The sequence below is a fragment of the Bradyrhizobium sp. Leo114 genome (genome assembly GCF_055229415.2).
Genome location: NZ_JBUYEN020000027.1, coordinates 1 through 24,788 on the forward strand (window position 1 = coordinate 1; position 24,788 = coordinate 24,788).

Annotated in this window: 21 protein-coding genes; 7 read left to right on the forward strand and 14 right to left on the reverse strand. The window is 63.0% G+C overall.

All coding sequences use genetic code 11. The features are described from left to right. Nucleotides 1–398: 398 nt before the first annotated feature. From ACZIRK_RS28235 to ACZIRK_RS28270, 8 genes are read right to left on the reverse strand one after another with little or no spacing between them, the layout of a single operon-like run. On the reverse strand, nucleotides 399–1,694 hold the full coding sequence (locus ACZIRK_RS28235) for an MSMEG_0569 family flavin-dependent oxidoreductase (RefSeq protein ID WP_474418574.1): 1,296 nt from the start codon (nucleotides 1,692–1,694) through the stop codon (nucleotides 399–401). 12 nt (nucleotides 1,695–1,706) lie between these two features. Continuing rightward, nucleotides 1,707–1,994 (reverse strand): MSMEG_0570 family nitrogen starvation response protein, encoded by a 288-nt coding sequence (locus tag ACZIRK_RS28240; RefSeq protein ID WP_474418575.1) that lies wholly within the window; start codon nucleotides 1,992–1,994, stop codon nucleotides 1,707–1,709. Beyond that, nucleotides 1,987–3,153: an MSMEG_0565 family glycosyltransferase gene (locus tag ACZIRK_RS28245; RefSeq protein WP_474418576.1), complete on the reverse strand. Its 1,167-nt coding sequence runs from the start codon at nucleotides 3,151–3,153 to the stop codon at nucleotides 1,987–1,989. Before ACZIRK_RS28245 ends, ACZIRK_RS28240 begins: the two co-directional genes overlap by 8 nt. Beyond that, on the reverse strand, nucleotides 3,150–4,145 hold the full coding sequence (locus tag ACZIRK_RS28250) for a sll0787 family AIR synthase-like protein (RefSeq protein ID WP_474418577.1): 996 nt from the start codon (nucleotides 4,143–4,145) through the stop codon (nucleotides 3,150–3,152). The genes ACZIRK_RS28245 and ACZIRK_RS28250 overlap by 4 nt, the downstream gene beginning before the upstream one ends. A 2-nt stretch (nucleotides 4,146–4,147) precedes the next feature. Beyond that, the gene (locus ACZIRK_RS28255) at nucleotides 4,148–4,696 is read right to left on the reverse strand and encodes an MSMEG_0567/Sll0786 family nitrogen starvation N-acetyltransferase (protein ID WP_474418578.1); all 549 of its coding nucleotides are present in this window, start codon (nucleotides 4,694–4,696) and stop codon (nucleotides 4,148–4,150) included. Beyond that, nucleotides 4,693–5,829 carry an MSMEG_0568 family radical SAM protein gene (locus tag ACZIRK_RS28260; protein ID WP_474418579.1) on the reverse strand — a complete coding sequence of 379 codons (1,137 nt, stop codon included), beginning with the start codon at nucleotides 5,827–5,829 and terminating at the stop codon, nucleotides 4,693–4,695. The genes ACZIRK_RS28255 and ACZIRK_RS28260 overlap by 4 nt, the downstream gene beginning before the upstream one ends. Beyond that, nucleotides 5,738–6,799 (reverse strand): Nit6803 family nitrilase, encoded by a 1,062-nt coding sequence (locus ACZIRK_RS28265; RefSeq protein WP_474418580.1) that lies wholly within the window; start codon nucleotides 6,797–6,799, stop codon nucleotides 5,738–5,740. The genes ACZIRK_RS28260 and ACZIRK_RS28265 overlap by 92 nt, the downstream gene beginning before the upstream one ends. Nucleotides 6,800–6,828: 29 nt before the next feature. Further along, a complete protein-coding gene (locus ACZIRK_RS28270) occupies nucleotides 6,829–7,311 on the reverse strand; it encodes an MSMEG_0572/Sll0783 family nitrogen starvation response protein (RefSeq protein WP_028164856.1) in 483 nt (160 codons plus the stop codon). A 329-nt stretch (nucleotides 7,312–7,640) separates the two neighbouring features. Between ACZIRK_RS28270 and ACZIRK_RS28275 the strand changes: the two genes are divergently transcribed. The 7 genes from ACZIRK_RS28275 to ACZIRK_RS28305 all read left to right on the forward strand — a co-directional run bounded on the left by ACZIRK_RS28275 (nucleotide 7,641) and on the right by ACZIRK_RS28305 (nucleotide 18,242). Further along, nucleotides 7,641–9,029, forward strand: coding sequence for an aminotransferase-like domain-containing protein (locus ACZIRK_RS28275; protein ID WP_474418581.1), 1,389 nt, complete (start codon nucleotides 7,641–7,643; stop codon nucleotides 9,027–9,029). A 521-nt stretch (nucleotides 9,030–9,550) separates the two neighbouring features. Next, nucleotides 9,551–10,087, forward strand: a complete 537-nt coding sequence (locus tag ACZIRK_RS28280; RefSeq protein ID WP_474418582.1) for a DUF305 domain-containing protein — start codon at nucleotides 9,551–9,553, stop codon at nucleotides 10,085–10,087. A gap of 200 nt (nucleotides 10,088–10,287) precedes the next feature. Further along, on the forward strand, nucleotides 10,288–13,476 hold the full coding sequence (locus ACZIRK_RS28285) for an efflux RND transporter permease subunit (protein ID WP_474418583.1): 3,189 nt from the start codon (nucleotides 10,288–10,290) through the stop codon (nucleotides 13,474–13,476). 107 nt (nucleotides 13,477–13,583) lie between these two features. Next, complete coding sequence (locus ACZIRK_RS28290; RefSeq protein ID WP_474418584.1) at nucleotides 13,584–14,732, forward strand: efflux RND transporter periplasmic adaptor subunit; 1,149 nt, start codon at nucleotides 13,584–13,586, stop codon at nucleotides 14,730–14,732. 162 nt (nucleotides 14,733–14,894) lie between these two features. Continuing rightward, complete coding sequence (locus tag ACZIRK_RS28295) at nucleotides 14,895–15,572, forward strand: response regulator transcription factor (RefSeq protein ID WP_474418585.1); 678 nt, start codon at nucleotides 14,895–14,897, stop codon at nucleotides 15,570–15,572. Between the two features lie 35 nt (nucleotides 15,573–15,607). After that, nucleotides 15,608–16,990, forward strand: coding sequence for a sensor histidine kinase (locus tag ACZIRK_RS28300; protein WP_474418586.1), 1,383 nt, complete (start codon nucleotides 15,608–15,610; stop codon nucleotides 16,988–16,990). Nucleotides 16,991–17,081: 91 nt separating this feature from the next. After that, nucleotides 17,082–18,242: an epoxide hydrolase family protein gene (locus ACZIRK_RS28305; RefSeq protein ID WP_474418587.1), complete on the forward strand. Its 1,161-nt coding sequence runs from the start codon at nucleotides 17,082–17,084 to the stop codon at nucleotides 18,240–18,242. A gap of 105 nt (nucleotides 18,243–18,347) precedes the next feature. Here ACZIRK_RS28305 and ACZIRK_RS28310 read toward each other — a convergent pair whose 3' ends face one another. From ACZIRK_RS28310 to ACZIRK_RS28335, 6 genes are all read right to left on the reverse strand, one after another. Then, nucleotides 18,348–18,596, reverse strand: a complete 249-nt coding sequence (locus ACZIRK_RS28310) for a hypothetical protein (RefSeq protein ID WP_130223693.1) — start codon at nucleotides 18,594–18,596, stop codon at nucleotides 18,348–18,350. 530 nt (nucleotides 18,597–19,126) lie between these two features. Further along, nucleotides 19,127–19,756 (reverse strand): 2-hydroxychromene-2-carboxylate isomerase, encoded by a 630-nt coding sequence (locus ACZIRK_RS28315; protein WP_208824547.1) that lies wholly within the window; start codon nucleotides 19,754–19,756, stop codon nucleotides 19,127–19,129. A gap of 29 nt (nucleotides 19,757–19,785) precedes the next feature. After that, nucleotides 19,786–21,705 carry a flavin-containing monooxygenase gene (locus ACZIRK_RS28320; RefSeq protein ID WP_474418588.1) on the reverse strand — a complete coding sequence of 640 codons (1,920 nt, stop codon included), beginning with the start codon at nucleotides 21,703–21,705 and terminating at the stop codon, nucleotides 19,786–19,788. A gap of 10 nt (nucleotides 21,706–21,715) precedes the next feature. Continuing rightward, nucleotides 21,716–22,489, reverse strand: coding sequence for an SDR family NAD(P)-dependent oxidoreductase (locus ACZIRK_RS28325; RefSeq protein ID WP_474418589.1), 774 nt, complete (start codon nucleotides 22,487–22,489; stop codon nucleotides 21,716–21,718). After that, entirely contained in the window at nucleotides 22,479–23,138 is a 660-nt protein-coding gene (locus ACZIRK_RS28330; protein WP_474418590.1) for a TetR/AcrR family transcriptional regulator, read from the reverse strand. The genes ACZIRK_RS28325 and ACZIRK_RS28330 overlap by 11 nt, the downstream gene beginning before the upstream one ends. Continuing rightward, nucleotides 23,135–24,631, reverse strand: a complete 1,497-nt coding sequence (locus ACZIRK_RS28335; RefSeq protein ID WP_474418591.1) for an AMP-binding protein — start codon at nucleotides 24,629–24,631, stop codon at nucleotides 23,135–23,137. The genes ACZIRK_RS28330 and ACZIRK_RS28335 overlap by 4 nt, the downstream gene beginning before the upstream one ends. Nucleotides 24,632–24,788: the final 157 nt, after the last annotated feature.

The following is a 24,788-nucleotide window of genomic DNA, read 5'->3' on the forward strand; positions in this document are numbered from 1 at the left end:
AGTAAGCCGTAAACCATCGCGCAGGGAAAGCCGGAATGCTTCGGTTGAACCTGTGGTCCTACCCCCGTGCTTTTTGTTGCACGGGACCCACGGGTGCAACCGGCACCCGGCTTTCCCTGCGCCCTCTGCCATCGAGGAGGGTGAAACGAGACGAAAAGCTCGGACGCAACGCGCCGCGAGAACGCGAACTTACATCCCCTCGCTGTTTGACATTTGAATCGTGATCTCTCCCCACGTCGTCCCGGGCTTGACCCGGGACCCATAACCACAGGGAGATGTTATGGCGCGGGCAGGCGGTCACAGCGGAGCAGGTCACATCGGCCTGTGGTTATGGGTCCCCCGCCTTCGCGGGGACGACGCCGGTGCGAGAAGCGCCAAAGCAATACCAACGACAGAGCTTAACCCGCCGTATCGAGCGCGAGCACGCGCCCATCTGCGCGTGTTGCATTCGCCTGCACTGCGCTCCGCCGGCCGACGATGTGGTCCGCCACGAATTCCGTGTCGCGTCCGATGCCGACGAACCGGCCCGAACCCCAGGTGTAAAGCCAGGGCAATCCGATCACATAGGCACCATCGACCGAGGTGACGCCGCGCTTGTGCGTGGGGTAACCCGCGCCGTCGAACATCGGTAAATCGACCCACGACCAGTCCGAACGAAAGCCGGTGGTCCAGATGATGCTGGTGATGCCGGCCGCCGCAAGATCGAGCTCCGTCGGGGTCTCCGCGGGCGACCACACCGGCGCATAGTGCGGCGTCAGCGGCGCATCGATCCCGCCTCTCGCAATGTGGTCGTCGATCAGGCTGCAGATGCCGTTGTAGACCCGATCGGCATTGTCGAGGTTGGTCTTTAGATCGTCGCCGAGCCGCAACGTGGTGCTGCGCGCGTCCTGCAGGCGCCCGTAGAGCTTCATGCCTTCGAGTGCAAACCTGCGCAGATCGATGTCGCGGCCGCCATCGCGGCCGGTGAGATAGTGGTTGGCATTCCTGCGAACCTTTTCACGCAGCGGATGCTGATCCACCGGCAGATCGTATTGGCCGAGATCATCGAGCCAGTCGACGGCGTCGCGGCCGCGGTAGAAGCGGGGACAGCGCGGCGCGCTGCCCACCGCGAGATGAACCTTGCGGCCGGCCAGATGCAGGTCCTCGGCGATCTGGCAGCCGGACTGGCCGCTGCCGACCACGAAGATCTCGCCCGGCGGCAACTGGTCCGGATTGCGATAGGCGGACGAATGGATCTGCAAGATGGCCGGGTCCAGCCGCTCCGAGAATTCGGGAAGCTTGGGGATGTGATACCCGCTGACCGCGAGCACGACGCTATCGGCCATGATCTCGCCCGCGGTCGTCTCGAGCAGGAATCTTCCGCTTACCTGGCGTAGCCTGACGACCGCGACGCCTTCGCGGACCGGAGCTTTGATGTGCTTCGCGTAGTCTTCGATATAGCGGACGATCTCATCGCGCAGCATGAAGCCGTGCGGATCGTCGCCGGCATAGGGGAAGCCGGGCAGCTGGCATTGCCAGTTCGGCGTCACCAGGCAGAACGCGTCCCAGCGCTGCGTCTTCCAGGAATGGGCGATGCTGTTCTTCTCCAGCACCACATGGTCGATATCGTGCCGGCTGAGCTGCGCGCTCATCGCAAGGCCGGCCTGTCCGCCGCCGATCACGACGACCGGGTAGTGAGAGTCGAGATCAGACATCATGAACTCCTGTTATTCTTCGAACGAAACGATGGTGACGGAGGCCTCTGGCATGGCCTCGAATCGGCCGGCCGTTTCCTCGATCCGGGCGAGTTGACCGAGCGCGCGCGTGCAGAAGAAGCCGTATTTCTCGCGGACGCGCTCTGCTGCGATCGTCAGCGCGGTGCGGCTGCGCTCCCGGAAATCGGCGAGCGAGTAGGTCGCGCCGACGGCGAGATGGTCCTTGATCACCAGCGAAGGCGAATAGCAGACCTCGATGCTTTCATCCGGCCAGCGCACATGGAAACGCATTTCAGGCATAATGCACCTCGCTCATGCGGCGATAGGCTGGAAGGTGCGCCTCAGCGGTGCGGCTCCAATCGTGACGTTCGGCGACGTTACGTCCGTTCGCGGCGAGGCGGGAGCGAAGCGGTTCGGACAGCGCGCTGATGATGGCATTCGCAATCGAGCCCGCCTGATGCGGATCGCACCAGGCAACGTCGTCCGCGCCGAGATATTCGGTGAAGGGCGAGATATGCGAGACGATCACGGGGACGCCGCTCGCCATCGCTTCGAGTACGACGAGGCCAAAGCCCTCGCGCAGCGACGGGAAGACCAGGGCGTCCGAAAGCCGATAGAGCGATGGCATCTCAGTATCGGCAAGCGGCCCGGTCTCGATCACCGCACCTGCGGGCAGCCCCGCATCCTGCAGCCGCAGCCGGAACTGCCGCTGGTAGGCGCCATGATCGAGCAGCGACGCTCCGCCCGCGATCACGAGCTGGGCCGAGCGGTGGATGGCATGCACTTGGCTGAAGGCATCGAGGATGGCATGGGTGTTCTTGCGTTGCTCGATGCCGCCAATCGCCAGCAGCACTGGTCCCTCGCGAAGCCCGAGACGGGCGCGGAGTGCGTGGTCGCCGGCATTGGCGACAGGCGAATAGCGATTGGTATCGACGCCGTTGCCGACCAGCGTAGAGGTGCAGGCCAATTCGATCCTCAGTCGCTCCTGCCACATCCGGCTGACGACAAAGAGGTGATCGGCGAGAACGATCGAGCGCTGGTCGAGCTGGCGCAGCCGCGCATCGCTGAAATCGTCGACGTGGTGCACGGTGCGGACGTAACCCTGGATCAGCCGGCGTTGCTTCAGCGTCGCCAGCGCATTGCCGGAGATGCCGTCCTGGGCATGGTAGACATCGAATTGCCGATGCGCGGGATTCTCGAAATGCCGCACATAATCCGCGATGTGCGTTTCCACCATCGACGTGACGTCATCAGACACCGCCGACGCCGGCACTGATATGGTCGGCGCGAGACTGGAACGGAAGAAGCCCTTGCCGGCGCGATCGGGCGCATGCACGATGGCGGCATGGCCGAGCCTCGTCAAGGCGTCCGCGAGCTCGAGCGCGTGCACCACGCCGCCACGCGGGTTGGTCGAGTGGGTCAGGATCGCGATGCGAAGCCGCGCGGACGAAGCGCTCATGCGACGCTCCGCGGGATCGGACGCTTGGCGGGGCCGCAGCCGATCAACGACTGCTGCGCGAAATCCCACACCGTCGCGCGGTCGGAGCCGGCGCGAATATCGACCGTGGTTCCGGCCATCACGTCGCCAACGGACGCGGCGGCGATGCCGCGCTGGCGAAAGCGCGCGAGCGTTTCGTCGAGATGTTCCGGCTTGATCGACAAGAGATAGCCGAAGCTCGGAAAGGTCTGCAGCCAGCGTTCCAGCAGAACGCCGTCCGGAATCGGGATCGCGTCGAGATCGATGGCGAGCGCCACCTGCGAGCACTCGGCGAGCATCGCGGCGGTGCCGACGATGCCGCCCTGGCTGATGTCCTTGGCGGCGCACGCGAGCCCGGACTCGGCAACCGACGGCAGGATCTCGATGTCGCCGCGCAGCCGTTCCGGCGGCGCATCGGTTGCCGCTTCCCAGTTCGCGAACGGCTCGCGGTAGCGGCCGCGAAGATCGATCGCCGCAACGAGCTTGTCGCCTGGCTTCGCATCGAAGCTGGTCAGCAGCCGCTTGGCACGGCCGAGGATCGCGACCGCGAATTGGCTCTGGCTGCTGCGAATATTGGTGTGGCCGCCGATGATGGGGACCCCGAACGCCTTCGCCGCCGCCTTCAGGCCGGCGAGGATCGGCGATGCGTTATCCGCGCCATCTGACCAGATCGCATTGACGATCGCGGTGGGCCGGCCGCCCATCGCCGCGACATCGGAGATGTTGACCATCGCGCCGCACCAGCCGGCGAACCAGGGATCGGCGGCGACGAACTCGTTCATGAAGCCTTCGATGGCAAACAGGAGGTGGCCGTCACCATCCGGAATTGCCGCGCAGTCGTCGCCCACGGGGATCGCCTGATCGCCCGACAGCTCGAGCGCGGTGGCCACCGCGGCGATGTCGGCCTTGGCGGCGATGCCGCGGCTCTGCCGCAGCCGTTCCGCAAGCTGATCGATGGCGACGCCGGAGAGCATGATCAGGCCGCCAGTTTCGCCAGCGAGAGGAAGCCGGTTTCAGGAGTGCGGAATGGCGGATAGCGATCGAGGTCCGCCTCCATGCGGTGATGTGGGCGGCCGTGCAGCTCGAACTCGCCGAGCGAGCGCCAGTGCATGTGCTGGAACAGCAGCGCATTCTGGCTCTGGACATTGGCCAGGAAACGCCGGCAGCCGCGCGCGTGCGCCGACGACACCGCAAGCCGGATCAGGCCGGCGCCGACTGCGCTCAGCCGGCGATAGTTCTTCGCGACCGCCAGCCGCGATCCCCACCAGACATCGGGTTCATGGTCATCGCGGTGAATACGTACGGTGCCGACGACGTCGTCCTCGACGACGCCGAGCAACGACACGGCCACCAGCGGAATCGCGCAGTCGTCGGTGGCATCGCGGTCATCATCGGCGAAGACGTGCTGCTCCTCGCAGAACACCCGGCGGCGGAGCGCAGCGGCCGCAGCCTTCTCCCAGGCTTCGGTCGCGAACTTCACCTGGAATTCAGGCGCAATGAACGGCTTGAACGATTCGAAGATCATGCGATGGCCCTCCGCTCATAGGTCGACAGCGCCGAGCAGGCGCCGCATTTGCCGCAGCCCGCCTTGATGTCGGAAGCGCGCAAGTCCCCGGCCCGCAGCATGTCCGCAAGCGGGCGCAGGATGTCGTGCATGAACGAAGGAGGTGGTGTCGGATGACTCTCCAGCGGCGTGCCGGCAATCGGTACAAACGGAACGACGAAGGGATAGACGCCGATGTCGATCAGGCGCCGGGAGGTCGCAAGAATCTCGGCAGGTTCGTCGCCGAGGCCGGCGAGGATATAGGTCGAGACCTGACCGCGGCCGAACACCGGCACCGCCGCCGCGAAGGCTTCGAAATAGTCGTCGATGGAAACCTGCGCCTTGCCCGGCATGATCCGTTGCCGCACATCGGCGCCGATGACTTCCAGATGCATCCCGAGCGCGTCGACGCCGGCATCCTTCATGCGGCCGAACCAGGCGAAATCATCCGGCGGCTCGCATTGCGCCTGGATCGGCAGGTCGACGGCGGCTTTGACGGCCGCGGCGCTCTCGGCAAGGATCGCAGCGCCGCGATCGGAGGTGCGCGGCGTGCCCGTGGTCATCACCATGTGACGCACGCCGTCGAGTTCGACCGCGGCCTTGGCGACTTCGGCAAGCTGCGCCGGCGTCTTGCGCTCGACCGTGCGTCCGGCCGCGAGCGACTGGCCGATCGCGCAGAACTGGCAGGTCTTGGTGCGGCTCTGGTAGCGGATGCATGTCTGCAGCACCGTGGTTGCGAGCACGTCACGCCCATGCAGCGTCGCGATCTTGGAATAGGGAATGCCGTCGGCGGTAGAGAGCTCGTAGAATTTCGGCCGCAGCGGGAACGAGACGCCAGCCAGAACGATGCCGTCGCGCGAGATGCGGCTGCGGCCCGCGGCGTCGGGCCGCTCGACGAGGTATGGGCTCTCGAACGCCGGTGCATTATGGACCGGCACCATCACTGTGGAACCATCGATGGTGAATGGCGTGTGGTCCGAGGGGCCGGCGCCACCGCGGCGGCTGATGCCGCCGTTCCTGGGATCAGCGAGGCGTACTCCGAAGGACTGCAACTCGTTGATCAACTGCTCGGTCGGCATCGCCTTGAGTTGCTCGTGCGGCATCTGCTGTGTCATCGGATACGTCTCCCGGATTGGGCATGAGGCGATTGGGGTGAAGGCCGTGCATCGGACGCGCCGGCTGGTCGTTGAGCACGAGCGACAAAAGCTCCGGGCGGGCATAATGGCCGACCGAATCCATCATCCGCTTGCGCTTGGTGATCAGAGCCATGTCGAGATCGGCGATCAGAATTCCCTCGCCGCTGGTGAGCGGCGGGACGAGGTGATTGCCTTCCGGCGAGACGATCGCGGTCATGCAGCCGCCGCGCAGGCCCTTGCGCGGGCCTTCGTCCGGCGAGATCTTCGCGATCTGCTCCTCGGAGAGCCAGCCGGTGGCGTTGACGACGAAGCAACCGCTTTCGAGTGCATGGTGGCGGATCGTCACCTCGATCTGGTCGGCGAAGATCTGTCCGACCAGCGATCCCGGAAACTGCGCCGCGTGAATTTCCTCGTGCTGCGCCATCAGCGCGTAGCGGGCGAGGGGATTGTAGTGCTCCCAGCAGGCGAGCGCGCCGACGCGGCCGACGGCCGTATCGGCCACCTTCAGTCCGGCGCCATCGCCCTGGCCCCAGATCATGCGTTCGTGGAAGGTGGGTGTGATCTTGCGGCGCTTCAGCACGATCGCGCCGGTGGCATCGAATACGAGCTGCGCATTATAGAGCGAGCCGTGATCGCGCTCGTTGACGCCGAGCACGATCACCATGGCATGGCGCTTGGCCGCTTGGGCGACGGCGTCGGTCACTGGGCCCGGCACCACGACGGCGTTGTCGTAGAGCTGGATATGCTCGGCGCCGCTCAGGACCGGCGGGCGGACGAAGGAAAAATACGGATACCAGGGAACCAGCGTCTCCGGGAACACGGCGAACTGGACGCCTTTGCCGGCCGCTTCCGCAATGGCCGCAAGGATCCGATCGACGGTTCCACTCGCCGTCTCCAGATCGGGCGCGATCTGGATCGCTGCAGCCTTGACGATGCGCTTCGCTGTCATGGTCTCCTCCCTCGTCCGCCCGCCCCGCGTCAGAGCGTCCAGGTGTGGAGCATGAAGGCGTTGTCGTTGCGGTGGATCAGGATCAGATCCAGCACGTCGAGCGGATTGATCGGCCGGATGCCCGGGATCAGCGACGGCTCGCCATGGCCATACAGCGCCTGCAAGGCGAAGCGGCAGGCGTAGACGTTGCCGCCTTCGTCCATGAATTTTGCGAGCTGGTTGTTGAAGTTCTGGGCGCCCGGAAACGCTTCGTCGCCGATCTTCGGAAAGCCGCGCTGGATGCCGAGCGTGACGCCCGGGCCATAAAGCAGGATCGAGGTGTCAAAACCCTTTCGCTTCAGCCGAAGCGCCTGAAGGATGTTGACGAGACCGATCGAGCCTTCGAACGCGACAGTGTGGAACGTCACCAGCGCCTTCTCGCCGGGCTTGGCTTTGACGTCCTCGAAAACCTTCTCCTCATAATCGACAAGAAAATCGCCTTTCTGGCGAGCGGGCATCGTTACTGCGGGCATTGCGCACCTCCTGCTCTCGTCCGGCCTCCCGGATCGATTTCAGGATTTGCAATCAATGTGCCAAGCGCCTGTTTGCACGATTAATCATCAACGCAGTCAATATGCGATCAAATATCCAGTCAATGTTGACTGGATATCTGACGGGACTGTAGGGATTGTTTCTCTGCCGTTAGAAAAAGCTACCTGGCAGCAGTGTGCAACGCGCTCGATTGCTATGCAGGCGCCCTCGTCGAGTCCCGCAGGAAGAATGGCAGTACTACGAACCCAATTGCGAAAAAGTATGCAACAACATACGGTCAATTTTGAGCTCATCTGGCTAGATCTCGCAAATGACCGACTGGCGACCCGACCTCTCCAACAGTGACAAGCCGCGCTATCTCGCGATTGCCGACGCCATCGCCGATGATATCGCCGCCGGAAAGCTTGTCATCGGCGACCGATTGCCGCCGCAGCGCAAATTGGCCAAGCGGCTCGACATCGACTTCACGACGGTAGCGCGCGGTTATGTCGAGGCGCAGAAGCGCGGGCTGATCGAATCGAAGGTCGGGCAGGGAACTTTCGTCCGCGACAAGCCGCGCCCGCGACGCTCAGTGCAGGCCTTTCCGCCGCGGCCGGTCGACCTCTCGATGAATCTGCCGCCCGAGCCTGATGATCCCGACTTGATCGCGCGGATGCAGGCGGCGGCGGACTACGTCATGCGCGATGTCGTCTCGCTGTTGCGCTACCAGGGATTCGGCGGCACCCAGGCCGACAAGGATGCGGCGTCGAGCTGGCTCGGCCGGCGCGCGCTGGTGCCGGCGCAGAGCCGTATCTTCGTGTCGCCTGGCGCGCACCCGGCGTTGCTTGGCATTCTCTCGATCCTCGCAAAGCCCGGCGAGATCGTGCTGTGCGAGGCCATCACCTATCCGGGCATACGCGCTATCGCCGCGCAACTCGGCATCACGCTGGTCGGCTTGCCGATGGACGATGACGGCGTCGAACCGCAGGCCTTGACTGACGCATGCAAGAAGCTGAAGCCGAAGGCGATCTATCTCAATCCGACCCTACAGAATCCGACGACGCTGACGATTCCCGACCCTCGACGACGCGAGATCGTTGCGATCGCGCGACGCCACAAGTTGCCGATTATCGAGGATGACGCCTACGGCTTCATCCCCGAACACGGTCACGGCCACGCGCCGTTTGCCGCGATTGCGCCCGATCTCACCTGGCATGTCGCGGGCCTTGCGAAATGCATCGGTGCGGGACTACGCGCAGCCTATGTCGTGGTCCCCGATGCGCGTTCGGCCTGGCCGTTCGCCTCGGCCCTTCGTGCCGCAACCGTCATGGCTTCGCCGCTCACAGTGTCGCTGGTGACGCGCTGGATCGAGGACGGCACCGCGGACACGATCCTGCGATTCATCCGCACGGAGACATCGGCGCGGCAGAGGCTGGCAGCGGAGATATTGCCGAAAGGTTCTTATCGCGGGGATCTGCTCAGCTTCAACATCTGGGTCCCACTGCCCGCGCCATGGACGCGCTCGGCATTCGTCGAGCATATGCGATCGACCGGCATCGGTGTCGTCGCAAGCGATGCATTCGTCGTCAACGGATCGCCGCCCGAGGCGGTCAGGATATGCCTCGGCGGTCCCGTCAATCGGCCGCAGGTCAGGAGCGCGCTGGAGTATACCGCGCATGCGCTTGCCGAGAGCCCGGCTCTGGCATCGTCGTTTCTCTGACGTCGTCGAAATCAGCGCAACGAATCTGTTGCCGCGCATATCCTGAAACAACAAGCACTGCGATGTGCGATCGTCCGGCTAGCCTGTTCTGGCGCATAGGAAGACAGGTGTGCTCGTCATCACGGGTGCGCGAGCGTCCGCAATCACAATTGAATGAACAGATCGGCCTTCTGCGCATAGCTGATTAAGATTTGGCTCGCGCGATTTTCGACGCGGCTTCATCGCGTGAGGAGAAAAGTCCTCGCCAACTCACCGGATATTGAGTGCTGCGATCCGCGCCATCACCGAATGTTGGCTGATCGTAGCAGCTTGTTGATGCGATCCGACATCCAATCGGCGCCGTCGAAACCCTAAATCGTTTTTTAGTTGAGAATGGGATGTTCGACCGCCACTTGAATGGCGTCGGCGACGCGGCGTCTTTGGGCTTGTTCGGGCGGACTACCCACTAGAGGTATTCGGAAATGGAAGAGGTCGGATCGTGGGTCGCTCCACGCAGCGCCAGGTTTTGCTTGGAGGCATGTATGATCGTGCTGTCACGTTCTTTCGTTCGCAAACGCGTGATCTCACTCGCGACGACGGCCACCGTGGCGGCGACGTCGTTCGTGTTGGCCCAGAATCCCACCAGGGCGTATCACGTTCGCGGGGCCATGCCGGTTCAATATGTGGCCGATCGCCCCGACTACGCCGACGAGCAGCCCTTCCTTTCAGAAAATGATGCCGCCATGAACAAGATGATGGCGGACATGACGATCAAGCCGACCGGCGATGTCGACCGTGATTCCGTCGCGATGATGGTTCCGCACCATCAAGGCGCGATCGACATGGCGAAGGCTGTCCTTCGCTACGGCCATAACGAGCAGCTTCGCCATCTCGCGCAGGAGATTGTCGTGACCCAGCAGCAGGAGATTGCGGCGATGCGGCTTGCGATTGGCGAGGAGTTGCCGCCGTCGGTTGCGGCGCCGACGCAACCGGGTACTGCGCCGACGCCAGAGTCGGATACGATGCCTGCCATGCAATCACCGGACGCGATGTCTAGCCACACGATGCATATGCAGTAGGGGACGAAACAAATGAGGATGTCGGCTCTCGAGCCTCGCCGGCGCACGGGGCATGGCGAAGACAAAATTCAACGACGTTATCTGGTGATCACAGAGGGCGTTCCGGACAAGCCCGGTCACGTCGTGCAGGTGCATTTGAAATAGGCGCGCCGCTTGCTTGTGTGAGGACCGGCAGAGCGGCGCGCGGTTAAGGACCGATTATGGGTATCGTTCGCTTCGCTCTGCGGTTTCCACATACGTTCTATGTGGTCGCTGCGCTGATCCTGTTTCTGGGTGCCGTCGCCAGCTACAAGATGCCGACGGACATCTTTCCGGAAATCAACATCCCCGTGGTGACGGTGATCTGGAGCTACACCGGGCTGAGCACGCCCGAGATGGAGCAGCGCGTCACCACCTACAGCCAGTATTCGATCAGCTCCAACGTCAACGGCATCAGGAACATCGAAGCCCAGACCATGGCGGGGTTGTCGGTGCAGAAGATCTACTTCCAGCCCGACGTCAATCTCGATCTCGCCATCGCCCAGATCGTCTCCGCCACCAACTCGATCCGCGCCCTGATGCCGCCGGGGATCCAGCCGCCGGTGGTGGTGCAGTTCAATGCCTCGAGCGTTCCTGTGCTGCAGATCAGCCTGAGCTCCGACACGTTGAGCGAACAGCAGCTCTACGACTACGGCATCTATCGCATCCGCCAGCAACTGGCGCCGATCCCCGGCATCACGCTGCCGACGCCGGCCGGCGGCAAGTACCGCCAGATCATGGTCGATATCGATCCGGAAAAGCTGCTCGCCAAGGGATTGACGCCGCTCGACGTGGTGAACGCCGTCAATACCCAGAACCTGACATTGCCGGCAGGCACGGCGAAGTTCGGCAAGACGCAATATGCCATCCGCACCAATGCAACGCCGCCGAGCATCGACGACCTCAACAATATTCCGATCAAGGTGGTGAACGGCGCGACTGTGTTCGTCAAGGATGTCGGGCAGGTACATGACGGCTGGCTGGTGCAGCAGAACGTCGTGCGGCAGAACGGCCGGCGCTCGGTGCTGCTCAGCATCATCAAGAACGGCAATGCCTCCACGCTCTCGGTTGTCAATGCTGTGCACCAGGCGTTGCAGACGGCGCGCGCCGCGGCGCCTCCGGGCATGCAGATCAAGGAACTGTTCGATCAGTCGGTGTTCGTCAAAGAGTCGGTCACGGGCGTACTGCGCGAGGGCGCGATTGCGGCGGCGCTGACCGCGCTGATGATCCTGCTGTTCCTGGGATCATGGCGCTCGACCGTGGTGGTCATGATCTCGATCCCGCTTTCGATCCTGACTTCGCTGATCGTGCTTTATTTCCTCGGCGAAACCTTGAACACGATGACGCTCGGCGGTCTGGCGCTCGCGGTCGGCATTCTCGTCGACGACTCGACGGTCACGATCGAGAACACCCATCGGCTGCTGACCGAGGAGGGGATGCCGCTGCCACAGGCGACGCTGCACGGCGCCGCCGGCATTGCCGTCCCGACCCTGGTCTCGACGCTCGCGATCAGCTGCGTCTTCACCTCCGTGGTGTTCCTGGATGGGCCGGCAAAGTACCTGTTCACGCCGCTCGGGCTCGCCGTCGTGTTCGCGATGCTGGCTTCCTACGGTCTGTCTCGAACCCTGACGCCGATCGTGATCGGACTTCTGCTCAAGGGCGAACATCACGGCGCACCAGGAGCGGCGGCGACCGGCTTGTTCGCGCGCTTCCATGCGGCGTTCGAGCGCGGTTTTGAGACCATACGCCATGGCTATTCGCGTTGGCTCACCGAACTCTTGAACCACCGCTTTATCATTCCCATCGGCATGGGATTCGTGCTGCTGCTGGGCGGCGTGATGTTTCCGATGGTCGGCCGAGACTTCTTCCCGGCGATTGATGGCGGACAGATTCAGCTTCACGTCCGCGCGCCGGCCGGGACCAGGATCGAGGCGACGGAGCGCGTCTTTCAGCAGGTCGAGAACAAGATCCGCGAAATCATCCCGGCCGATCAGCGCGAATTGATCGTCGACAATATCGGGCTGCCGGCACGGCCGTATAACCTCGCCTTCAGCGACGGCTCGACCATCGGCGTCAATGACGGCGTGATCCTTGTGGCGCTCAAGGAAGGCCACGCGCCGACGGCGAACTATGTGCGCAAGCTGCGCGAGGAGCTACCCAAGGCTTTCCCGGAGGACACGTTCTACTTCCAGGCGGCGGATATCGTGACGCAGATCCTCAATTTCGGACTGCCGGCGCAGATCGATGTCCGTACGGTCGGCTACGACAAGGACAATAATCTGCGGGTCGCACAGGAACTGCGGCAGCGCATCGCCGATATCCCTGGCGTGGTGGATGCGCATCTGCAGCAGGAAGTCAACGCGCCAGCGTTCTATGCCGACATCGATCGCACCCGCGCGGCCCAGCTCGGCCTGAACGCCAACACGATCGCCACCAATCTCAATGTCAGCCTGAGCTCGTCCGAGCAGGTGCAGCCGAATTTCTGGACCGATCCCAAATCCGGCATTCCATACTACTTCGCGGTGCAGACGCCCGAGAGCAGGATTTCGTCCGTCAGCGATATCGGCAACACGCCGGTTTCCACGACGCTGGCGTCGCTGACCGATACACCCGTGCCTGGCCTGCTCAGCAACGTCGCCACGTTCAGGCGCGGCAGCGTTCCGACCAATGCCAACCAGGCCAATATTCAGCCGGTCTACGAGACCTATGCCAGCACGCAAGGCCGTGATCTCGGCAGCGTCGCGAGCCAGATCAGCCATATTGTCGGGGATCTGCAGAAGCAGCTGAAGCCAGGCAATTCGATCCAGGTGATCGGCCAGATCGACAGCATGAACAGCTCGTTCGTCAATCTCGGCATCGGCCTGCTGTTTGCCGCCGTGTTTGTCTACATGCTGATGGTGGTGAACTATCAGAACTTCGGCGATCCCTTCGTCGTTATCCTGGCCTTGCCCGCGACGCTCTGTGGCATCCTGACCATGCTGTTCGTGACCGGCACGACCCTGAACGTGCCGTCGCTGATGGGAGCGATCATGGCGGTGGGTGTGGCATCGGCCAACTCGATCCTGCTGGTGACTTTTGCCCGCGAGCAGCAGCTTGCCGGCAAGACTGCCTTCGAGGCTGCGATCGAGGCCGGGCATACCAGGATCCGACCGGTGCTGATGACCGCGGCCGCAATGATCGTAGGCATGATCCCGATGGCGATCGGAGCGGCCGGCGAAGAGCAGAATGCCGCGCTTGCGCGCGCGGTGATCGGCGGCTTGCTGTTTGCGACGCCGACGACGTTGCTGGTGGTGCCCTATCTGTTTGCCATGCTGCGCAAGGGCAATGACGGCGAAAAACATCAAGGGGTATTCGACGAGGTGCTGGAATGAATTTCAATCGGCCTTTGAAAATCGAGCCGACGCCCGGGGATCGCAAAAGCGATCCGGCGCCGGTGCGGCATGGCCGTTCGAGACGGTGGATTGGCCGGACTGTGGGCGTGGCCCTGGGGCTGATCGGAGGGACCGCACTGGCGTTCGGGGGATGGAATCACTACGCCCAATATCGCCAGACCATGGCCACGGCCGAACAGCGCCACGATCTCATCCCGGACGTTCGTGTGGCGACCGTCGAGCCTAGCGATGGCATCGACGTCGTGAACCTGCCTGCAACCACCTCGGCTTTTGCCTCCGCCAACATCTTCGCGCGCGCCAGCGGCTATATCGCCAAGCGCGAGGTTGATATCGGTGACCATGTCAAGGAAGGGCAATTGCTGGCGGAGATCGTTGCGCCGGAACTCGACCATCAGATCGCACAGGCTGAGGCGACGCTCGGGCAGCTCAGGTCTGCGCTGCAGCAGGCGCAGGCCAACAGGGAACTGGCCAAGGTGACCTGGGACCGCGACAAGCCGCTGGTGGAGAAGGGCTGGCTCACCGCGCAGCAGGGAACGATCGACTCCCAGACGCTGAAGGCGCAAGAGGCCGCGGTCTCGGTCGCGCAGGCCAATGTGGTCGCCGAGGAAGCGCAGGTGCAGGTGTTGCATCAGCAGAAGATCTACCAGCACGTCGTTGCACCCTTCGACGGCGTGATCACCCAGCGCAATATCGACGTCGGCAGCCTGGTGCAGGCGGATGCGACCAGCGGCACGTTCATGTTCACGATCATGCAGAGCAATGTCATCCGCACCCAGGTGTTTGTTCCACAGGATGCGGCGTTCGGAGTACGTGCGGGGATCGATGCCATCGTGCACGTTCCGGAACTGCCCGACCGCACCTTCCCCGGCAAGGTGACGCGGATCGCCGATGCGCTGCAGCCGGGTTCGCGAACGCTGTTGACCGAGGTCGATATCCCGAATCCGGACGGCGCGCTCACGCCCGGCATCTACTGCACGATCGAACTGCGCATCCCGCGCAAGACGCCGAGCTTCAAAGTGTCTGCGGATGCAATCATCTTCAATCAAGGCGGCCTGCAGGTCGCCGTGGTCGAGAACGGGGTGGCGCATCTGCACAAGGTCAACGTCGTGCGTGACCTCGGTCAGCAAGTGGAGATCAACAGCGGTGTTAAAGCGGGCGACAAGGTGATCCTCAATCCGTCGGTCGACTTGGTCGACGGCAGCCGTGTGACCCTCAGGACCCAGGCCGTTTCCTGATCTCTCTCCGTGGTCCGCCCGGATCGGCAGCAAAACCTCTCCCTAAAATGCAATTTAATGGCGTGGTTCCGCCGCCGAGCCTATGTTGGTTGAGCGGAGGGCGGACGCACGCTGCCAGCGGCGCGGGCCGGCCCCCGGCAGGGTGTTGTCGAGAACGGATTGATGACAAAGGTGCTCTTGATCGAGGATGACGGCGAGACCGCCGAGGAGATTACGGCCGAACTCGCTGAACGCGGGTTCGAGGTCGAATGGTCGGCCAATGGTCGAGAAGGCCTCGACAAGGCTCGCAATCTGCGGCCTGACGCCATGATTGTCGACCGCTTGTTGCCGGGAATGGATGGGCTCAGCGTGATCGAGACCTTGCGGAAAGAGCAGGTTCGCACGCCGGTGCTGGTGCTAAGTGCACTCGGCGCGGTGGACGACCGTGTGCGGGGCCTGCGCATGGGCGGCGATGATTATCTCACCAAGCCCTTTGCCGTCGTGGAACTGATCGCGCGGATAGAGGCGCTGCTCCGCCGGCCGGTGGAATCGCGCGAGACATTGCTGCGGGTGGGGCAGCTCGAACTCGACCTGATCGAGCGCAGTGCCAGGCGCGGCGATCGGGTGATCGATCTGTTGCCGCGCGAATTTCGCCTGCTCGAGTACATGATGCGACGCAGCGACCAGTTGCTGACGCGCGCCATGCTGCTTGAAGAAGTCTGGAACTACAAGTTCGTCCCGGCGACGAACCTGGTCGACGTGCATATGGGGCGCCTGCGCCACAAGGTGGACGGGCCGGACGAGACTCCGATGATCCAGAATGTCCGCGGTGCCGGCTTCATTCTCCGTGTGGCCTCCTGAGATATTGCGCGCTCCGATCGATGGCCGTTGATCTCATGCAGAGACATTCGAACACGATGGGCCAGTGGCAATTCATTCGGTCGAACAGCTTTCGCTGGGCACTTGCGGTGGCCGGCGTCCTTGCCGTCTTCATGATCGCGCTGTTCGGTTTCATCTATGTGAAGATCGACAATTATCTGATCGAGCGGACCGACCGCATGCTCGGCCGTCAGATCGCCTTCATGGCGACATTGCCGATGGAGCGCCAGCTCAACGCGATCGAAGATCATCTGCGGCAGGATTCGCGCGGCGTTCAGTTTGCAGGGGTGTTTGGCTCGGACGGGCGGAGGTTGGCCGGCAACATGGAGCGTCTTCCGGCCGGTCTCAAGATCGACGCCCCGGCGCAGAGCGTCACCGCGGCGAGGGTAGACCAGCCGGATCACAATCATTCAGTTCGCGCGATCGCAAAGCGCATGCCAAACGGCAACGTTCTGGCGATTGCACGCAATGTCGATGAGACCAAGGAGATCTCCCACGTCGTCGGCGAAGCGCTCGCGTTCGGATTGTTGCCGGCATTCATCATCTGTCTTCTGGCCGGCGCGTGGCTGAGCGTGCGGGCGCAACGGCAGGTCGAGGAGGTCAACCAGCGCGTCCAGCGCATTATCGCGGGCGATCTGCGTGAAAGGTTGCCATATCGCGACGGCAGCGAGCCGTTCTCCAAGCTCGCGGTCATCGTCAACGGCATGCTCGATGAGATGGAAACGATGATCAACGCGCTGGCTGGCGTCGGCAACGACATCGCCCACGATCTCAGGACGCCGCTGACGCGCGCAAGGCTCGCGCTCGAGCGCGGCCGCACCCATGCAACGTCGCTGGAGCAGCTTCAGACGGTCGCAGACAAGGCGATCGCAGGCATCGATCAGTCGCTGACGATCATCACTGCGCTGTTGCGGCTTGCCGAGATCGAGAACAGCCGGCGGTCGGCCGGCTTCGGCATCGTGCGGCTGCATGAGATGTTGCGGGAGGTCTGCGACATCTACGAGCCGATCGCGGAGAACAAGAATATCGTGCTGACGGTCCACGCGGAGCACGAGCTCAACGTGCGCGGCGACCGGGACTTGTTGATCGAGGCGGTCACCAATCTCGTCGACAACGCCATCAAGTTCACGCCGGAAGGCGGCAAGGTCGATATCGAACTGCTGCGCAACGGGAATGAAACCGTGATCCGCATTGTCGATACCGGTAGCGGGATCACGGCAGAGGAGCGCGACGCTGTGCTGCGGCGGTTCTATCGGTCCGACAAGATGCGCAACACGCCCGGCGTCGGCCTAGGCCTCAATCTGGTGGCTGCGATCGTCAAGCTGCACGGCTTCCGGCTGACGATCCACCCGGGCGCGGGATGCCGCGTCGAGATCGCCTGCCCGGATCCGGAAGCGTAATCGCCGAGGGGAGGGCCGCGGCCTGTCCATGCCGCTTGCGCATAGCCTGCTTTTTCTCCGATATTGAGCGTGTCGTTTGGAGGAGCGGGCCATGAGCACAGCGATACATCCCTATCGGATCGCGGTCGGTGACGATGTGCTCGAAGATCTCAAATCAAGGCTCGGCCGGACGCGGTGGCCCGAGGCCGAGCTGGTCGAAGACTGGAGCCAAGGTGCTCCGCTGAAGTGGATCCAGGAGGTCTGCCGCTACTGGGCCGACGAATATGACTGGCGCAGCCGCGAAGCGCGCCTCAATCGCTTCGCGCAATTCACGACAGAGATCGACGGACTTGGCATCCATTTCCTGCATGTTCGCTCGCCGCATGCGAACGCGTTGCCGCTGATCATCACCCATGGCTGGCCGGGATCGGTGGTCGAATTCCACAAGGTGATCGAGCCGCTAACCGACCCGACCGCGCACGGTGGCCGTGCGGCCGACGCGTTTCATGTGGTCTGTCCGTCATTGCCGGGCTTCGGCTTCTCCGGCAAACCGCGTGCAACCGGCTGGGGCGTCGATCGCATCGCCGCGGCCTGGGCCGTGCTGATGGAACGTCTTGGCTATGCACGATACGGCGCGCAAGGAGGTGACTGGGGTTCGGCCGTCACGACCGCGCTGGGCGCGCAAGACGCTGTGCATTGCGCCGGCATTCACATCACGCTGGCGATGGCGACGCGGCCCAATGTCGAGGGACAGCCGACGCCGGAAGAGGTGCGGGCGCTGAACGGTATCAAATACTACGCCGACTGGGATTCCGGCTATTCGAAGCAGCAGTCGACCCGCCCGCAAACGCTCGGCTATGGGCTGACGGATTCACCGAGCGGTCAGGCCGCGTGGATCCTCGAGAAATTCTGGGCCTGGACCGACTGCGACGGGCATCCCGAGAACATCCTGTCCCGCGACGAACTGCTCGACAACCTCATGCTGTATTGGGTGCCCGCCACCGCGGCTTCCTCGGCGCGGCTCTATTGGGAAAGCTTCGGATCGAAACGGCGAACCGCGCACAAGGTCACCGTGCCGACCGGCGTCGCCGTCTTTCCCAAGGAGATTGTCACGCCGGTTCGAAAGTGGATGGAGGCGAGCTACACCAACATCTGTCATTGGAGCGAGATGCCGAAGGGCGGGCACTTCGCCGCCTTTGAGCAGCCCGAGTTGTTCGTGCGCGAGGTGCGCGAGTTCTTCCGGCCGTTGCGCGAAGAAGCGAGTCAGTCATGAGCGAAGGACGCTATCGCCTGATCGGATCCACCGCTGCTGGAGCGCGCGGAGTGCTGGGCGCATCTGGCTGCGAACTGTCGCCTTCGGTTTCATCTAGCGAACCAGCTATCGCGAGCAGGACGGCAAGGTCTTGATCGCTTCCTCCGCCTCGGCCCGGCTCTTGTAAACCGTGTCGCTTGCGACCGTGATGTTCGGGGTATCCGTCTTGGGCGTCTTGTCGACAACCGAGCAACTCTTGGTCAGCGAGTTGAGCACAACATAAAATGCCGGACCGGTTCTCGTGCTTTGGGCGAGGGCAGGGCAGACAGCCGCGAGCAACGCAACCAAACCGAGACAAAGCAGATAGCGTTTCATCATGACCTCCCTCGGTTCGAGCGAAATTAGCGCGCGAAGAGGAGTTCGGTTCCGGATCTGGATGGCAGACCTCGACGCCTCAACCCTGCAAATTAATGGGCCCCGGTGCATTGGAGCATCGCGGGGCCCTGCATCTTCGTTTTAGCGAAGGATTCTGGTAGACACCAGGATAACTCTGGATCGTAAAGCGCGTGGCCTTTGCGCTCCCATCCGGTGGATATGTTCAGATTGTCGACGGCGCAATGCGGCTAGCAGCTGCTGTTCGCCTCAACTGCGCCGAGACCTTGCCGCTGAGCAAGGTCACAGGACTGTCCCGGTGGCGTCATGCTCCTCTCCAAGAGTGGCCCGACGGACATCTGTCCGTATCCTCTGCTTGCCGCCCGACGACATAATCGATCGGCAATCCCTGCAAGGCCGGGAGCCAAGCTCCAGCACCCCGACAGGTGCATCAGCAAAATGCTGCGGCAGATATTGGAGGCTGTCAAGTGAAGTCGCGGTTCCCCGAGGTGAGGGAACCATGAAGCGCAGGATCATTTCCTATGTCGGCTACCAAGCGCTATCGCGATGGAGGTCGGATCCTTGATGCGCTCGATCAGCAAGTCGATGCGATCGCCGCCCCAGAACAGCTCGCCATTGAACACCATGGTCGGGACGCCGAACACGCCGAGCGCCTCCGCTTCCTCGACGATCCGATCATGTTCCGCTCGCGCGGGCCCATGAACATATTCCTCGAACTCTTTCGCCGAGCCGCCGATCGTCGCGATCACGCCAGCGATATCAGATAGTTCGTCGATCTCCAGATCATGGTTCCAAAAGCGGCGAAAGACCGTGTCGTGGTACGGCCGGAACAGGCCGTGGCGTTGGGCGAACAGCATGCCGGCGCTGGAATAGAAGGCGTCGTAAATCCGCCGCGGCCCTTTCATCGTCAGGCCCTGCGCGTTAGCGAAACGCCGCGCGTCCATGTAGGCGTAACGCACCTTGCGCCAGAAATGCGGGGTGCGCTCTTCCACCGTCCCCATGAATTCCGGGATCCGCAGCGTATAGGGCAGCCATTCCAACTCGACGCCATGCTGCTCTTCGAGCTCGAACAGGCGCTTGTTGGCGACGAAGGCGTAAGGGCTCTTGTAGTCGGTGTAGATGCGTACGCGCGGCCTTTCCATCCTTGGCCCCTCCGTGATCATGGTGGCTCTCAGGCGTCTGCACGTTTGGTTTGTCGATACTGACTCAGATCGGGATCATGAGTCATCGCCCAATAATCGACGAAGCGCCAGGGCATGGCCGAGAACACGCGGCCGCGGCTGTTGCGGTAATAGGTCGTCATGCCCGGATGGGTCCAGATCAACTGCTCATGTTCGGCATCGACCTTGCGGACATATTGATCATGGGCTTCCTGACTGACATCGATGGCGGCAATGCCTTTCTCGATCATCTCGACCAGGCAAGCCGAGATGTAGCGGCTCTGGCATTCCGACTGGAAAATCACGCTGCCGCCATGCGCAGGCCCTGAGTTCGGGCCCAGCATCAGGAACAGGTTTGGGAAGTTTGGCACGGTCAAGCCGAGATAGGCCGTCGGGTTATCGTTGGCCCAGACATCCCTGAGATTGTTGCCGCCGCGCCCGGTGATGTTGAGCCGCGCCGCCATCTCCGAAACCCTGAAGCCGGTGGAGATCACGATGATGTCGTGCGCGCGCTGCTCGCCGTCTGCCGTGACGATGCCGTTGCGCGCAAAATGATCGATCGGGTCGGTGACCAGCTCGACATTCGGCTTGGTCAGCGTCTTGAACCAGTTGTTGTCGAGCAGGATGCGCTTGCCATAGGGCGGATAGGTCGGCACGCATTTTTCGATCAGGTCGGGGCGATCCTTGAGCTCGGACAGGATGAAATCCGTCAGCTCCTGCCGGTGCCGGTCGTTGCCCTTGTTGACGGCGCGCGCCGGATGCGGCCAGTTCGGATCCTTGCGCAGGAATGGCAGCAGGCCGTCGCCATAGCGCCAGAACATGTTGAAGCGGTACCACTGCACATAGAAGGGCAAATGCGCGAGCAGCCATCGCGCGCCTTCGGTGATCGGGTCGGAGTAACCCTTGACCGGGCGTGCCCATTGCGCCGTGCGCTGATAGACCGTGACCGACGATACGCGATCGGCGATGGCGGGCACGAGCTGCATCGCGGTGGCGCCGGTGCCGATCACGGCGACGCGCTTGCCGTCGAGATTGATATCGTCGGACCACAGCGCCGAATGCACGGCGAGGCCCTGGAAATCTTGCTCGCCCTTGAAATGGGCCGGGGCGGGGTCGTTGAGCTGACCGATCGCGCTGACGAGAGCGGTCGATTCAAAAGTTTCTTCTCCTTTCTCGGTCTTGAGAGTCGAGATCCAGCGCCGCTTGTTGTCGTCCCAGCGTGAGGCGATCAGCTCGGTGTTGAGACGGACATGGCGTCGGATGCCGTGTTCGCGCACCACCTTCAAGAGATAGTCGAGCAGTTCCTGGCGCGGCGCGAAATAACGCGTCCACTGGTTCCGCTCGCCGAACGAGAAGGAATAGGAGTGGTTCGGGGTATCGACGCCGCAACCGGGATAGCGGTTGACGTACCAGGTACCGCCGATCTCGTCCTCCTTCTCGACGATGGTGTAGGGGATGCCGAGCCGGTCCAGCGCGACGCCGAGCGCAATCGCGCAGACGCCGGCGCCGACGATCAGCACGTGCTGTTCGGCGAGCTTCTCGTCCGATGGACGTTTGGCCCAGCGCGCATCGCGCGGGATGAAACCCATTTCCTCGCGCATCAGCGGCGCATATTCCGGCGCAACGGGCTCGCCGAGCGTCGCGCTCATCATCTTCAGCATCAATTCGTTGCCGGGATCGGTGATAGCAGGCTTGGGCTCGCCGTTCTCATAGAGCTTCAGGACCGCGGCGCGGATTTCGTCCTGAATTTCTTTCGGCACGCCGGCGTCCGGATCGGGGATCAGGCGCACGTCGCGCTTGGGCTTGTACGGCGGTTCCAGCCAGCGCTCATCGCCAGTCATGTGCACGAGCACCATCAACAGCACGCGGATGTCGCCTTCAGCGATCGCGGAAGCCAGGTCGAGTTTCTTGCGCGGCATTTCGATGTTCATGCTGTTGTCCTCACGCTTCCGGTGCTTCCGGCAATCCGCCATAGGCGGCCCATGTTGACCCCGCGATAAAGCCGGCATCGACAGGCAGGTTGATGCCAGTGACGCCGCTGCTCTTTGGTGAAAGCAGCCAGGCAATCGCCTGCGCCACCTCGAACGGCTCGACCAGCCGGTTCATGGCAGATGGCCGCGACAGCAGTTCCTTGTTGAGCGCGCCCGAGGCGATGCCGGCTTCCAGCATCGCCGTGCGGGTGAAGCCCGGCGATACCGCGTTGACGCGCACGCCGACCCGGCCCCATTCGGCGGCAAGCGTCTGCGTGATCTGGATGACGCCGGCCTTCGCCGCGGTATAGGCGTGGATCGGGCCCGAGGTCATGCCGGCGACTGAGGCGACATTGACAATGGCGCCGTTTCGCCGCGCGGCCATCCGCACGCCGACGCTGCGGGCGACCAGAAACGTGCCGCGCAGGTCGATGTTGACCTCGCGGTCCCATTGCTCCATCCGCACCCGCTCGATCCGATGCATCTTTCCGAACACGCCGGCGGCATTGACAAGGCCGGTGATCGGCCCATGCGCGGCCTCGATGTCGGCAACGCCGGCGGTGACGATCGCTTCGCTCGCGACATCGAACGGGGCGGGCCAGAGGATCGCATCGGTCCCGACCAGTGGTTCCGGCGCGATGTCGACGATGACGACGCGCTGGCCCTGGTCGGCAAGCAGCGTGGCGGTGGCGGCCCCGATGCCGCGGCTGCCGCCGGTGACGAGAACGAAGCCATCAGCGGTCATGGCCATTTTCCCGACTTGCTTTGTTGAACAGGCCGCGGGTCACAAGCTTCCGATAGGCCGAGATCACATGATCGGGCGGGGCGGTGACCTTGCCGTCGGTGTAGGAATAGCGGCGGCTGAGATAGCCGCGCGCGCCCATCAGCATCTGCACGATCGCCTCGAACTCCTCGTCGCTGAAATTAATGATCTCTCCGGCCTGCCGCGCGCGGCCGAGGATGCGCACATAGGCGATCGAGATATTGTCGAAATGCTTCTGGTAGCCGATCGGTGCAAAGAATTCCGCTTCGTTGAGGATGCGCAGGAACTCCGGCACTTCCAGGATGAAATCGAAGAAGGCGGTGAAACGCTCGATCTCCTGCCGCGCGGTGTGGGCGGTGCCGGTGCGTGCGTGGATGAAGCGCACCATGTCCAGTCCAATCTTCGGCAGGAGCTGCTCCAGCAGCTCCTGCCGGCTCTCGAAATGATTGTAGAAGGTGCCTTGCGCGACGCCGGCTTCCTCGGTGATGCGGGCGACGGAGGCTTCCGCGTAGCCATATTTGCCGACCACCTTGGTCGCGGCGTCGAAGATCTTTTGCTTGGTCCAGGCGTTGCGCTCGACCCGGTTCAACTTGGGGATCTTGATGGGCGCAGCGTGCGGTGCTTGGGTCATGTAGCGGTCTCCAGTTCGGCGCGCAGCACGCGCTTGAGCACCTTGCCGGAAGGGTTGCGCGGCAGGCTGTCGCGGATGATCAGTTGTTTCGGCACTTTGAAGCTGGCAAGCCGGGTGCGGCAGTAGTCGGTGAGGGCAGGCAGATCGAGCGCAGCGCCTTCCGCCAGCACGACGATCGCGACCGGCTTCTCGCCCCAGCGCTCATCGCGCGCGCCGATGACGGCGACCTCGCGAACCTCGGGCATTTCATAGATGACGCGCTCGACCTCGGAGGAGGCGATGTTCTCGCCGCCGGAAATGATCAGGTCCTTATTGCGGTCAGTGAGATAGAGGAAGCCCTCCTCGTCGAGATAGCCGACATCGCCGGTGCGGAACCAGTCGCCGAAGAAGGCGGCTGCGGTCTTCTCCGGATCCCGCCAATATCCTTTCGTGACCTTCGGTCCGCGCAGGCAGATCTCGCCGTTCTCGCCGGCGGGGAGCCGATTGCCCTGATCGTCTCGGATCTCGATCTCGACATGGGCGATAGAGCGGCCGGTCGAGCCGATCTTCTCGATCTCGCGGCCCGGCTCCATGAAGGTGTCACCGCCGACGGTTTCCGTCAGACCATAGGCGTCGATGTAGCGGGCATTCTTGAAACAGTCGGAGAAGGCGCGGATGCGCACCTCCGGCGTTTTCTCGCCGCCGCCGATCGCCCATGCGAGACTTGAGACATCGTAACGGTCACGGGTGGGGCAAGTGAGGATCGCGGTCGTCATCACAGGGGCGAGCCAGGCCGCGTTCAGCTTCTCCGCTTCGATCGCAGCAAGTGCCTGTTCGGGCTTGAAGTCGCGATGGACCGAGAGCATGCCGCCGTGCCACAGCACACCGATTCCAGGCAGATCGAGGGCGCCGACGTGATAGAGCGGGCCGACGACAAGCAGGCGCGTATCCGCATTGAGGCCGAGCACCAGCGTCTGGTCGGCCGACTTCCAGTACATGTTCTCGTAACTGAGCATCACGCCCTTGGGGCGGTCGGTCGTGCCTGACGTGTACATCAGCCGCATCAGGTCCTGCGGTCGGCGGACATGCATAGGCGCGGGCGCGATGTCGCCGGCGAACTGCGTGGCAGTCGATTGCGCGGCTTCATCCAGCAATACGATTGGCGCATGGCCCGCCGCGGTTGCGGCAAGCTCTTGATCCGCGATCAGGATGCGCGCGCCGGCATTGCCGACGATGTAGCCGACCTCATCGGCGGAGAGGCGATAGTTGATCGGCAGGAGCACCGCGCCGATATGGCTGGTGGCAAACACCAGTTCGAGAAAGGCGGCGCTGTTCTTCATCAGCACCGCCACGACGTCGTCGGGACCGATGCCGCGAGAGGCGAGCCACCCGGCCACCCGGCGGATGCGCTCGTCGAAGTTGCCGTAGGAAATGTCCACGCCGCGATATTTCAGCGCACACCGATGCGGCGTCCGCTTGGCATGAAAGGCGATGAAGCTCGAAAGGTTGATCATCTGCCGCTCAAAGGGCCGTTTCGGCCTCGTTTCCTTCCCCGATGAACTATGACTCGTAATTCATCTTTGGCTTGACGTCACCCCCCTTGCTCTGAAATCCTTGTGTCCACGGAGACGAGATGATCTCCGGCAAGGGAATAGGGAACGACAACCCGAC